Below are 13,532 nucleotides of genomic sequence, written 5' to 3' on the forward strand. Positions count from 1 at the left end.
GGAATATTAATATGCTTTTTCTTCGCCTTTTAGTTGGTTAATAACCGTTTGAATGATTATTTTAATATCTAATAACAGCGACCAGTTTTCAATATAAAATATATCATACTTTATCCTGTTAATAATATCCTTATCGTTTTCAACTTCTCCCCTATATCCTTTTATCTGTGCTAAACCCGTAATTCCTGGTTTTACATGATGCCTGTAAATAAAGTTGTATTTGTCTATTTTTTTTGAATACGCATCGGTATAAGACAGCATATGAGGTCTAGGGCCAACAACACTCATATCTCCCTTTAAAACATTTATAAATTGCGGTAACTCATCCAAGCTTGTTTTACGTAAAAATTTCCCAATAGTTGTTACTCTGCTATCTTTTTGCTTTACATAAGTGCCTTTAACTTCGTTTGTGATCGTTAACGACCTATATTTATAACAATAAAATTCTTTGTAGTTAATTCCGTTTCTTTTGTGACGATAAAACAAAGGCCCTTTAGATTCAAGTTTTATTAAGATAAAAAGAATGACCGAAAGCCATGACAGGATGAAAACGATTATAAATAGTGAAAAAACAATATCAAAACTTCTTTTTATAAATTTATTAAAATCATCATTTAAAACACCTTCTTCAATGGATAGAACTGGTATGTAGTCATAATAGTCTGCGCGAAGCCGTTTAGTAAAAAGCTTAGATGTATTGGGTACAAATTTAATATTGCAATGATGCATATTAGCATACTTAACATATTCATTTACCTCTTTTTCTGATAGTTCATCAATGGCACAATATATTTCATCTATGTTTTGATTATTTTCCAAATAACTGAAACTTTCAGCTATCGTTCCAGTGGTGTTTTTATCATTTAAAATCCCAAAAACACCTTTAAGGTTGTATCCAAGTTCTTTCTTTGTATTAAAAATTTTTATCAGTTCTTCAGCACTTTCTCCTCTGCCAACTATTATAACGTTTCTTAAGTTTCCTTTTAGGTATCGTCTAAAAGTTTTAAGCATATAATAGCTAATCATTTTGACCAAACCAATTGCGGCAAATGAGTATAATAAATAGCGTAAGGTTACAAATGCAGATATGTCTATACTTCTAAATACTCCTAAAAACGCATATACAATTACTGAGTACGTAAGAAATTGCCTGAATAAAACTGATAAGATATTTAGTGCAGATGTATGCCTGTAAACTTTATAAAAATTTAAAAAATAGGTTGATATAAGCCACAGAATAGTAGAATAAATGGCATAAAGCAAATTTTTATTGTTTAGCAATTTTAATGGGAAAAAGTATAAATTTTCGTCATTAAAATTCAATAGATTAAACGCGAAAAAATTTATAACTATAAGATCAAATGTAATTAATATGGGTCTTAATAGCCATGAATATCTTCCGCGTTTATATTCCATAAGCTGATTTTATTTATTGATAAAACCAGAGAAATCTTTATGCTCGCTTTTATAAAGTTCTTCTTCGGTTAAACTTTTAAAATAATCATAGGTTATTTTCATACCTTCCGCTCTATCAACCTTTGGTTCCCAGCCCAATAACTTTTTGGCTAACGTTATATCTGGTTGCCTTTGCATGGGATCGTTAACAGGTAAATCTTGATAAATTACTTTTTGGGTTGTTCCTGTTAGTTTTATAATTTCTTCTGCAAAATCTTTAATGGATATTTCGTGTGGATTACCAATATTTACAGGCTCAACATAATCGCTTAATAACAATCTGTATATCCCCTCAACTTGATCATCTACGTAACAGAAAGAGCGTGTTTGAGAACCATCTCCAAAAATGGTTAAATCTTCTCCTCTTAGAGCTTGTCCCATAAAAGCAGGTATCACGCGACCGTCATTTAGTCTCATTCTTGGCCCATAGGTATTAAATATACGAACAATTCGCGTTTCAACGCCATGAAATCTGTGGTATGCCATGGTTATAGATTCTTGAAAACGTTTGGCTTCATCATATACTCCGCGTGGGCCTATAGTGTTTACATTTCCATAGTAATCTTCTGTTTGTGGATGAACTAATGGGTCACCATAAACTTCTGAAGTAGAAGCTATAAGCATCCTAGCTCTTTTGGCTTTTGCCAATCCTAATAAGTTATGTGTGCCCAATGAACCGACTTTAAGAGTTTGAATGGGAATTTTTAAGTAGTCAATTGGACTAGCGGGTGATGCAAAATGAAGTATATAGTCTAACTCTCCATCAAATTTTACGTATTCGGAAACATCATGATCTATAAAATCAAAGTTTGGGTTATTTGATAAATGAGCAATATTCTTTTTATCACCTGTTATAAAGTTGTCCATTCCGATGACCTTATAACCTTCTTTAATGAAGCGATCACATAGATGAGAACCTAGGAAACCTGCTGCCCCAGTAATTAATACTTTTTTCATATGTTGATTGTTATTGTTTCTATTTTCAAAATTATAATTTCTAAATTAAATCTAAAATGTTCAAAATTTAGTTCTTTAAAAACAATTAATATGCCTTTTCTTCTCCTTTAAAAATATTCAAAATTGTTAGAATGATAATTTTTAGATCAAGAAATATAGACCAGTTTTCAACATAAAAAATATCATATCTTACTCTATTTTGCATATCTAAATCTTTTTCTATATTTCCTCTATATCCACTTACTTGGGCTAATCCAGTAATTCCCGGCTTAACTGCATGTCTTACCATAAATTTATTTATTTTGTTTTTATAATCATCTGTATGACTTAATAAAAGCGGTCTTGGACCAACAACAGACATATTACCAAACAAAACATTATAAAATTGAGGTAGTTCATCTATGCTTGTTTTCCTTATAAACTTTCCAATTTTAGTAACTCGCATATCGTTTTTTGAAGCTTGTAATCTATCAGAGTCCTTGTTTGCTTTCATTGAGCGAAACTTGTAACAAGCGAACAGGTTAAAATCGGCTCCATATCTTAGTTGTTTAAAGAACACTGATCCTTTTGATTCTAGTTTTATAACTAATGCTAAGAAAGGGGTAAACCATGAAAGAAACCCGACTATAACAAGCAAAGAAAAAACAATATCAAAAATTCTTTTAATTATTCTATTTAAACTTACATCTAATGGTATCTCTCTAAGCGAGAGAACTGGAATAAAATCATAACTCTCAAATTTAAGTTTTTTAGTAAAAATATATTTGCTATCAGGTATAAACTTAATAGTTTTTAAATTGTTTTCAGTAAAGAAAATTAATTGAGATATCTGATTATTTGATAATTCTTTAACAGAGCAATAAATTTCATCGACATTGTTATTAAGCATGAAAGCAAAACAATCTTTAAAATCACCTAACTTATTATTTTCATGCTTATCTGTAAAGCATCCTTGGTAATGGTATCCATAACCTTGATTATTATTAAAAAAATTGATAAGTCTTTTTGTAGCTTCATTTGATCCTATTACAATAACCTGCCTGAAATTACTACCTGTAATTAATCTATATTTAATAAAAAGAAAATGTAATACTATTCTCCAAACGGCAAAAAGTATAAAAAAATAAAAAAACGATAATAAAAACTGCTTAGGATAAATATTAGAGCTTATAATATAAAAATAAGACATGATTGTTAATCCATACACCAATAGTTGTTTGAATAAAAGAGATATTATTTCAATTACTTTTGTAGATCTATAGACATTATAGAAGGAAAAAAAAACTGAAAGCAATAACCAAAATGAAAGAATAAAAACTAAATCAATTAACTTATCTGTCCAAAGATAATTACAGTATATTGAAATTATTAATAAATCAATTAAATGTAATATAGGCCTGACTAAATTTGAATAACCTCTTTTTTTGTCTTTCATCTAGAATGATCTCTTCTTTATTGAAGCCAAATATAGTTATAATCTAAAAAAGGTCTATGTATACTTTGCGTGTTTTAAATAAATTTTTTCCAATTTCCTAATATTAATAGAGATATCAAATTTTTCCTTAAAAAGCAGGAATGAATTTTTTTCAAATTTTTCTCGCGTTTCGTTATTGTAATATAATTCTATTATTTTTTCTTTAAATTGATCTAATTGATTCTCTTTTAAAAGATATCCATTAAAATCATTAATAACTAAATCCCTATTGCCATCACAATCTGTGGCAATTATAGCTTTTCTTAAAGATAAACTTTCGATGATTGAATAAGGAAGCCCCTCATATCTAGAAGTCGAAAGATAGAATTTCGATTTTGATACAATTTCAAAAATTTTCTCTCTTTCAATCCAGTCAATCAGTGTGAAATTCTTTTCTAAATTATGCTTAGATATTAACATTTTGACATTTTCGGAATTAGGACTAACTACTCCCAGCCCCATAACTACTAAATGTATATTGGGAATGTGATCTTTTACATTTTTAATAATTTCTACCATCATCTCAATGTTTTTTTGGTAAGATGGTCTACCTACAGTACAAATATAATCTTTAGAGAAATTGTAAGCTAAAGAAGAAACAGTACTATTATTATCCACAACAGCCAATTCTGTAATAGAGTTATTAAATAAAAAAGCTTTATGGGGTTGATAACCAACTTCATCAATACCTCTTTTTAACTCAGACTCAGAAGTAGCTAATAGAATAGAATTAAAATTCTTTAAAACTCTTTCAATACTTAAAAATAAATATCTTTTAACAGGAGAATGCGCACTTAAATATGAAAAAGCATGTGGTGTATGCAAAACATTAATTGAATAAAATAATGATGCTATCCTTGAAATAACACCGCCTTTAGCACTGTGAGCATGTATTAAATCTGGTTTTTCTTTCTTTAAAATTTTAATGGTTTGATAAATACATTTTAGGTCTTTAAAAATATTAATTTCTCTTTGTATGGGTATATAAAATTGTTTCGTCGCTTTTCCTGATGAATCTAAATATTCAATACCCTTTTCTTGTTTACCGTGAATAATAATATTATTGATAATATTGGACTCCATATTCTTAAGTGCTAGATCTAAATAAACAGCAACTCCAGAAGTAGAACAAAGGACATGGGCTACTTTAATTTTTCTCACTAATTTTTAATTTTATTTGGTTGCAAATATAAAAGACGATGTTAATATTAACAAGTTGGAAAGGGCAGCCTATCCTTACAAATGTTATTTGCCTTGTTGTAAGAAAAGATTAATATAAAGATAAAAAATAACGACATTCCTTTTACGCGAACCAACACAGATTCAGTTAACATTATTATTAAAAAAAATACTAAAAAATATGTTCCTTGTGGCACCTTTTTGAAAAAAACATAAATTATATATAAAAAATAAATGAACCCAAAAATCCCAAATCCTAATAAAAAATGCAAATACTGGTTATGTGAGTTTTTTGGTTGATAATAAATGTAACCATCATTGAGTATTTGATTGCTAATAACATCTTTAACATTTTTAACTCCAATACCATAAATAATATTCGATTTTAACTCTTTGATAGAATAACTCCAAACCAAATACCGTTCATTTATATTAGCCCATGAGTTATTGATTAAATCATGTTTATCATTTTTATTAATAGATATGTATAAGTTATTCATAGATTCAAATCCATGGCTTATTCTAGGTGACAATTTAAGACTTAAAAAAAGTATTCCAAAAAATAAAGCTGACAGTATTGTGATTTTTTTATACCATGCCAATTTATTAGTTTTATATAGTGATAAGAGTGTAATAATAACCACAGCAAAAAATGATATTCTAGCCCCTATATAAATTATAAAAAAAACAAAAATTAGGTATAGCAAAACATCAAATCTTGATGAAACATAAATAAATCCTTTTGTTTTAAAATACATAAAAAAACTACAGCTTAAACCTAAAAACATGCCATAATAAACATGTGTGAGATCTAGAAAATCTGAAAAGTAGGTATTTATTTCCAAAAGGTTGTCTGCATAAAGTATATTTATAATTATAAGATAGAAAAGAGAAATTAGTACTGAAGTTATAAAAACTTTAATCGTTTTTATTAATGATATTTGAAAAAGAAATTTCTTTAAGATTATAAATAAAATAGGGTACAAAAGTAAATACAAAAAAGTATCAATTCCTTTTAAATAATTTTGGTGACATAAGTTATTTAAAATAATTAAAACAAAAAAAGCCAGAATGTAAACTTCAAACTTAATTAAGCTTAAAGATAAACTTCTTTTTTCTAATTTATTTTTATTCAATAAAATAAATAATATAATAATTAACAAAATTATAGTATGTACACTTCGAAAAAAAACCAATGAAAATACTAACAAGTACCAACATTGATTTATAAAACACATGGTTTCTATTTTTTTTTTATAGACCAATAAAATTTGATAAAATAAGATACCAAAAATAAATGGCAATGCTAATTTATATGTATCTAAAAAAGAGAAAGAAATAAACAAATAAAGTAATAAAGAAGTTAAATCTAAATTATAGTCATTTCTTATTTTATTAAATATCTCACTAGTTCTCATAGTATTCATTTAAAGATTCTACATACTTATTTATGTTAAACCGATCATTAAATGTCTTGTAACCATTATTTGCCAAGTTTATTCTTAAAAGTTCGTCTTCAATTAACAATATAATTTTTTCAGCTAATTCTTCATAGTCGTTAGGTTTAAATAGCAATCCATTAAAATTATCGGTAATTAATTCCGAGGGGCCTTCTATATTAGTTGCTATAACTGCCAATTTAGCTCTAAATGCTTCTAAAATAACAATACCGAAACCTTCCCAAATAGAGGGTAAAATAAAAACATCTGCATTATCATAATATTCATTAACTGCCATTATTTCACCTTCAAATTTTACGATGTCATCGATTTGGAGGTCCTTAGATAAGTTTTGCAATGTAACTCTTAATACTCCTTCACCAACAATTAAAACATTAATAACATCTCTATATCCTTTATTTTTTAATATGCGTATGGCTTGTAATAAGGTATGAACAGCTTTCTGTTTAACCAGCCTACCCACAAATAACAAGTTGAGCGTTTTTTTTGAATTTACTAAATCTTTTTGTTTTTTATGATCTTGAAAATAATCATTTGGAGGTATGGCATTAAATAGAACAAAAGATCGATCTTTTGATACGCATAAGGTTTTTAAAACATGCTGTTCAACACTTTTAGAGATGGATATTATTGTAATTTTAGGAACAACCCTAGTAAATAAGATTCTATAAACCATAAAATAAACCCTATCCAATATATTCTGTTGAATGTAAGTATTATGCATAGTACAGAAAATTTTTGCTTTAACATTTCTTGCACTCCATATACCAAAAAAATCGGCATGACCAAGGTGTGTATGTATAATATCGGGGTTTATAGATATGTAAAAATTTCTTATTTTTTTAGTAATAAAAATAGACAACGGTATATTCTTTATTTTAACTCGCTTATCCAAAAGGGAAATTAGTTCGTCTGTTTTTTTTAAATAAACCAAATAAACTTCATGATTAACTATCTGCCTATTTATAACTTCAACTAAAAGTTTTTCAGCACCTCCTATACCAAAGGCCGTTATAACGTGAACTATTCTCATGTGTTTGGTAATTTATTTTCTTTATATATAAGTTGTATGAGCACAAATAAAATCCAAAGTGGTGCTTGATAAAAATCTGCAATAATAATTAAGTGCAGAAATGATGTAATTAGGCTAAACAATACAAAACTCCTCACGTTTCTTTTAAGTCTGATAACTTTTATCAGCAAAATTGTTTGAAATGAAACGAAAAAGAGAAAAGCAAACAGACCTACATCAGATAAAATAGTAAAATAAACACTTAGATATCCTTCTGTATCTTCGTTAACTCCATACCCGGGTCCATTTCCTAATACTGGGTGCTTTACAAAATTTGATAATGCTCTTGTCCATTGATACAATCTTTGTCCACTAGAACTAACTTTAGTGACCTTATTTGCCTCTTCACTGAAAGTTATTTTGTCAATTATTGAATTAATTTGCTTAAATTCAGTTTCTGATTTAAAAGATAAAAGAATCACTAAGCCTAGAAAAAAGACCATAAGTAAACCTACTATCCATGCTAACTGTATTTTTGTTATTGAGAATTTCTCAATTTTATTTATTATAAATATTAATATTGTAGCAAATATCGACAACGCTATCCCCGCACTTGAAAATAAAGCTATCTGCGATAGAATGAACAAACCAATTAGCCATTTATATTTTTTAACATATTTTTTTTGATAAATATAACAAAGTGATAAACCAAAATAAATATTGTAAAAATTAGCCATGTGTCCGGGTTCTTCGGCCACACCCGCAACACTTAGCATTTCTCCCCTTATAAAATAATTCATGTTGCTTATTTTTCCGTCTACTACAGGTGCATAAATGCGTCTAAGGCTAAAATCAAAATAATTGATTCCTATAAAATCTATTATAATAATTAATGAACATAAAAGGAATGATTTGTATATAACAGCCAATACCTCTATAGCTTTAATATTTAAAAATTGTATAACATATTTTGATACAAAAAAATAAAAAACTATACTGTTAGTGTAAGCTAATGAATGATTAAAACTTCTTTGTTCTTTAAAACCAAATAGAAAGCTTAACCAAACTACGAATAATAGACTTATAAGAAGCAAATCCTCTTTTAATATCCATTTTCGGCTTACTTTGCCGTGAATAAAAACTCCTAAAACCAAAAAAACAAACAATACTTGATTAATAACAACGGGGATTCTTAACCAAGATGAAATTGCAAAGAAACTTGTAAATGGCGCAAAAAAAATAAATAATAAAAAAAGTTTTTTTATCATTAAAATAAGTTAAATAAATTTTTTAATTTACTCCTAACAATCACTAAATAATTAAAAACCAATCTTTTAATATAGTATAAATACGCAAATTTTACTTTATTGTTTTTTCTAATTTCAAAATCTTCTTTGGCGGTTATAAAAAGGTTTTTCGTTAAGTGTGTAGCGCCTGTATTCCTCATGTTTACAATTACTTTGTCTGTAAACAAAAACTGGACACCAGCACTATAAGCCCTGAAAATTAATTCATAATCTGCAGATAATTTGTAATTAGTATTAAAGAACCCAATTTGTTCGTAGACACTTTTATCAACAAATGTAGCAGGGTGATTAAGTGGCATTATTCTTCCTATATATTTTTCTATATCCTTTTTATTTTCAACCGTTTTATAGACCTTATTCTTATTGTTAACCTTGTTCTTATTGCCCGATATAATAGAAAACAATGTATCCCGCTTTACTTTTAATATCTGTGAAAGGGCGTCTAACTCGAACCAATCATCACTATTTATTATTCCTATCAAGTCTCCATTTGCCATTGAGAGACCTTTATTCATGGCATCATAAATACCTTTATCAGGTTCACTTATCCACTTATAAGAAATGTTTTTTTGATTAAATTTCACTTCATAATATTTAATAATTTCAACTGTTGTGTCGTTAGAATTACCATCTATAATAATATATTCTATATTAGAATATGTTTGGTTTAAAACAGACTCTATAGTATCTTTTATTGTTTTTTCTGAATTAAAGCACACGGTTATTATAGAAAATTTCATGATTAAATTTTTAGTGATATTTATTCACTTTATTTGGTTTTATATTCTATTACTTAGAAAGAACTTAAATTGCTTAAAACTTTCAATATTAGTGTCAGCTGATTTTCTTTTATAAAATACTTCCTTAATACATTAGTAATTTTCTGCTTTTAAAGTTTAAATCCAAACTTATAGAAAAAAGACCTAACAAGGTGCTTACAAATGTAAAATAAAGGGTGTTCTGTCCTGTTTGATAAAGCAGTACCTCTAAAAATATTATTTTTTGGGTTTTCTAACATTTCTTTATCATATATATGTCTATCGTCAAATAAATATCTATATGGAAAACAGCCATAATCGCTCATATCTCCTTCAATTAAAACATTCCCATGCTTTTTAGAGAGTAAACTTAAAATAGTTTGGTCATGTCTGTTCTGAATAAATTCAGGGTAATCAGCTCCTAGTACACTTGGGTCATCACTTAAAATTCTACTATCTCTTGAATATTTTTCCCAATCTTTTATAAAATCAATAGACTCTTTGCATTTTTTAACTAATACAAATGTAGAAGTGATTTGAGGAGTGTTTGTATACTCTGGACTATCACAATCCATCAAAATAAATGCATCTTTTTTTGTCCATTGCTTTTCAATTAACAACAATCTAAAACATAAAATGTTTTTTTTGCTTTTTTCTAGGTGCTTAACAAGAGGCAAAACACTCTTAATGAAAATTGAACCACTATCTGCAGAAAGTAAATATTCTCCTTCCTTTACTTCTTTTAATGCTTTATTAACTAAATATGGTTTCCAAAAATAATTTCCAAATCCTTTAGAATATTTTAGGGAACTAGCATGTAAATCCCATTGACTTTTTTCAATATCTTCAGGACTATATTCAATTACTCTATCTACTTTTCCAAAAACCTTAGCAGTAAAACTACTCCATTTCTGTTTTCCTCTAAATTTCTTATCAGCAAAATTAACTACAGTTATCATTCTCTTAAATCTTATAAATTTTCATTAATCACCTTATTCATAAAGCTAAACATATTATACTTTTCAAAAATTAAATCTCTAGCTTTCATTAATTGAGGCATATTCCTCTCATGAAAATCGCTTTCTACTACTGATATTATTTCTTCTATACAGTCTTTTCTATTAATATCTATAGGGTAATAACTTCCTTTAGGAAAATAATCTGAAATATTTGTGCATCCATAATAAATAGGTGTGCCATAGCATAAAAGAGCATCTGAAAATTTCTCGCTCCAATAAAATGGCGCCCTTTCATTTTCTATAACAAGTATATATCTACTTTGAGAGAACGGAAACCATTTGCCATTTGGAGCATTATCTATATACTGTCTAAACTTAGACCATTTATTTCCTCCATAAAGATTAAAATTGTAATCTGTTTTACATAGCTTTTCTAAAAATTCTGCCCTAATTTTATGCCCTTCTACATTCATTAAATTAGAATTAATTGTAGAAAGATTTACAGTTTTTTTAGGGTAATTTGTTTTTAGTAAAAAATCATAATCAATTAGATATTCGTCCTTAACTTTACATATGTGACTGTTTGACCCTAAATGCCAATGTACAAATGGAGCCGATGCTATGTATCGATCATTATTTTTTTCGATTAAATAAGGGTCTGAAGTATATATTTTATTGAATTTGTCTAAAATTTGAGGTGAAGATAATCCAAGCTTATTTATATATGAAGGCGGCTCTATATGTAGTAAAAAACTTTCTTCTTTTTTGTAGTTTATCGCCAAATTCGGTTTGTTGATCACAAAATCAAAATCGGAAAATATACTATTGTAATAAATTGTGTTGCCTATTATTCCAGCCCTATTTGGAGTTTGGTCTATAATGAAATCATTATACACTCCTCTGTGTGATGATAACCTTACCTTGTGTAAATCCCCTTTTAGCAAATTTTTTCTTTTGTAAGCGGCTCTATAATCATCCGATAAATTTTTTAAATCTCTAAGAAATCCCTTCATCACTAAAATAATTAGGTTCATATTTTCCAAAAGGAGAAACGACAAGTCTTGAAGGTTCCCTTTTTCGTAAAACTTTACAGGGATTACCAACACATATAGAATAAGAAGGTAAATTTTTATTAACAACAGATCCTGCACCGATAATAGTACCCCTTCCTACAGTCACACCACCCAATATTGTTACATTAGCACCAATCCAATTTTCTCCCTCTATAACAATCTCTTGATTTTCTGTTATTGGACTATAATCACCACTGTTATGACTCCCCGATATAATGGTAAGCCCTATGGCAGATTGCACGTAATCTCCAATATACACCTTATTAAATGCCCATATTTTATTATAATGTCCTAAAGCAACGTTTTTTCCAATAAAAATGTTTTTTGGATTGAGAAACCTAAACCCCTTATCGATAAAACATTTACCTTCTAGGTGTATACCAATTATTCTAAATGTAAAAGATCGTAAAACAATAAAGGTCTTCAGTTCTATTGCAAATAATTCAGAAAAAATATTCAGAAAATTTCTAAACACCCAAATGATGCTATTTATTAATCTTTTCATTTTTATTTAATATTAGAGTGTCATATCCTTTAACAACCTTTATTACTTCTCGAGTACCTCCAAAAGAAAAAAACAATAAAGATATTGATGTTGCTAATAAAACTCCCCCTAAGCCAAATTGCTTAATTAGAAATATTGATAACGGTATGTTTATTATTAAACCAATTACATTGGAAATTAATTGAACTTTAATCCTCTCAATTCCATTAAGAAAAGTACCTAACATAATATTCCAAATGTTAATTATGGTAAACAGTGCTGTACTAAAAAGCAAAGTTAAAGAAAGGTTTATGTTTTTTCCTAACCAAAAATATATTAATGGTTTTGATACTAGTAACATTACAAAAACAATTGCTACAATAATAGCAAATCCTTTTAACTGGTAGTTTAAAACCTTCTTAATCCATTTATAATTGCTGTTTTCGTTAGCGTCACAGTATGCCGCCCACAAAGGAGTTAAAATTATGGTAATTACTGTGGTGGGAATAGAAAAATATTTATAAACTATGTTGTATGGTGTCACATCAGAAGGGCTTAAAAAGTGAGAAATAATAAGTGCATCTGTTTGAAAAATAATTAATATCGAAACTTGTATAATAAAAAACTTTCCTCCAATTGAAAAAAGACCTTTGATATTGTTTTTTTTAAAACTTGAAAAAGATGGTCTTATATTATTATATTTTGTCAAAAACAAATGAATACTAACAAAAAACAATACAACTATTGGAACTAAAGAATAAATTAGCCCAATAAGAAAAAGATGGTCTCTGAGTTCTTTTTCAAACAAAAAAAACAAGGTAAGTATTATTGTGTTTGAAAAAGCATAAATCATTGATGCCTTGGCGGGCTTATGATGGCTTAATAAAATGATGTTAATTAAATTAAAAAAGAAAGAAATGATCGTTAGCACGAAAGTGATCCCAATAAGATTTCTTAATTCGCTGTTTAATGAATAATCTGAATTAAAAATATTAGACCAATTAACATAATTCCATGGAATAAAAAAAACAATGCATAAGAATAGTGACAAAAACCCTATAACAATATACGCTGTACTTATATATTCTTTTGCTTTTTTAAAATTATTGTTTACAATCGCAGTGGTAAGCATATTTCTTAATCCATTTCCTATACCAACATCTAATATTTGCATCATAGACAACATGTTAAAAATAGTAATCCAAAGACCATATTTATAATTTCCTAATATATTTAAAGAAATAGGAATTAATAAAAAACTTATTGCAATACTATATCCTTTTATTAAAATTAGTCCAATCATATTTGTTTTAACTTTTAATGACAGTTCATTTCCAGATAAAATAAATGATTTGATATTTTCGATTTTTTTTGTCATTTAAAAATTACTTGTAGATTAAAGTAATGTTTTTAA

12 protein-coding genes are annotated in these 13,532 nt (G+C 27.6%); all 12 read right to left on the minus strand.

The annotated features are described in order from the left end of the window. Positions 1-6: 6 nt before the first annotated feature. Positions 7-1,416 carry an exopolysaccharide biosynthesis polyprenyl glycosylphosphotransferase gene (locus J8H85_RS03330; RefSeq protein ID WP_209652654.1) on the minus strand — a complete coding sequence of 470 codons (1,410 nt, stop codon included), beginning with the start codon at positions 1,414-1,416 and terminating at the stop codon, positions 7-9. Between the two features lie 9 nt (positions 1,417-1,425). Further along, complete coding sequence (locus tag J8H85_RS03335) at positions 1,426-2,412, minus strand: UDP-glucuronic acid decarboxylase family protein (protein ID WP_209652656.1); 987 nt, start codon at positions 2,410-2,412, stop codon at positions 1,426-1,428. A gap of 85 nt (positions 2,413-2,497) precedes the next feature. Next, complete coding sequence (locus J8H85_RS03340) at positions 2,498-3,847, minus strand: undecaprenyl-phosphate glucose phosphotransferase (RefSeq protein ID WP_209652658.1); 1,350 nt, start codon at positions 3,845-3,847, stop codon at positions 2,498-2,500. A gap of 54 nt (positions 3,848-3,901) precedes the next feature. Beyond that, positions 3,902-5,047, minus strand: coding sequence for a glycosyltransferase (locus J8H85_RS03345; protein ID WP_317194977.1), 1,146 nt, complete (start codon positions 5,045-5,047; stop codon positions 3,902-3,904). Positions 5,048-5,094: 47 nt separating this feature from the next. Then, on the minus strand, positions 5,095-6,483 hold the full coding sequence (locus J8H85_RS03350) for an O-antigen ligase family protein (protein ID WP_209652660.1): 1,389 nt from the start codon (positions 6,481-6,483) through the stop codon (positions 5,095-5,097). Further along, positions 6,473-7,558 (minus strand): glycosyltransferase family 4 protein, encoded by a 1,086-nt coding sequence (locus tag J8H85_RS03355; protein ID WP_209652661.1) that lies wholly within the window; start codon positions 7,556-7,558, stop codon positions 6,473-6,475. Before J8H85_RS03355 ends, J8H85_RS03350 begins: the two co-directional genes overlap by 11 nt. Beyond that, positions 7,555-8,805: an O-antigen ligase family protein gene (locus J8H85_RS03360; RefSeq protein ID WP_209652663.1), complete on the minus strand. Its 1,251-nt coding sequence runs from the start codon at positions 8,803-8,805 to the stop codon at positions 7,555-7,557. The genes J8H85_RS03355 and J8H85_RS03360 overlap by 4 nt, the downstream gene beginning before the upstream one ends. Further along, on the minus strand, positions 8,805-9,584 hold the full coding sequence (locus J8H85_RS03365) for a glycosyltransferase family 2 protein (RefSeq protein ID WP_209652665.1): 780 nt from the start codon (positions 9,582-9,584) through the stop codon (positions 8,805-8,807). Before J8H85_RS03365 ends, J8H85_RS03360 begins: the two co-directional genes overlap by 1 nt. Positions 9,585-9,733: 149 nt before the next feature. Then, positions 9,734-10,561 (minus strand): hypothetical protein, encoded by an 828-nt coding sequence (locus J8H85_RS03370; RefSeq protein ID WP_209652667.1) that lies wholly within the window; start codon positions 10,559-10,561, stop codon positions 9,734-9,736. An 11-nt stretch (positions 10,562-10,572) separates the two neighbouring features. Next, the gene (locus J8H85_RS03375) at positions 10,573-11,574 is read right to left on the minus strand and encodes a hypothetical protein (RefSeq protein WP_209652669.1); all 1,002 of its coding nucleotides are present in this window, start codon (positions 11,572-11,574) and stop codon (positions 10,573-10,575) included. After that, positions 11,558-12,139 carry an acyltransferase gene (locus J8H85_RS03380; RefSeq protein WP_209652671.1) on the minus strand — a complete coding sequence of 194 codons (582 nt, stop codon included), beginning with the start codon at positions 12,137-12,139 and terminating at the stop codon, positions 11,558-11,560. The genes J8H85_RS03375 and J8H85_RS03380 overlap by 17 nt, the downstream gene beginning before the upstream one ends. After that, a complete protein-coding gene (locus tag J8H85_RS03385) occupies positions 12,120-13,496 on the minus strand; it encodes a lipopolysaccharide biosynthesis protein (RefSeq protein ID WP_209652673.1) in 1,377 nt (458 codons plus the stop codon). The genes J8H85_RS03380 and J8H85_RS03385 overlap by 20 nt, the downstream gene beginning before the upstream one ends. Positions 13,497-13,532 lie beyond the last annotated feature (36 nt).

The sequence above is a fragment of the Mariniflexile gromovii genome, from assembly GCF_017814435.1.
Lineage (GTDB): Bacteria > Bacteroidota > Bacteroidia > Flavobacteriales > Flavobacteriaceae > Mariniflexile > Mariniflexile gromovii.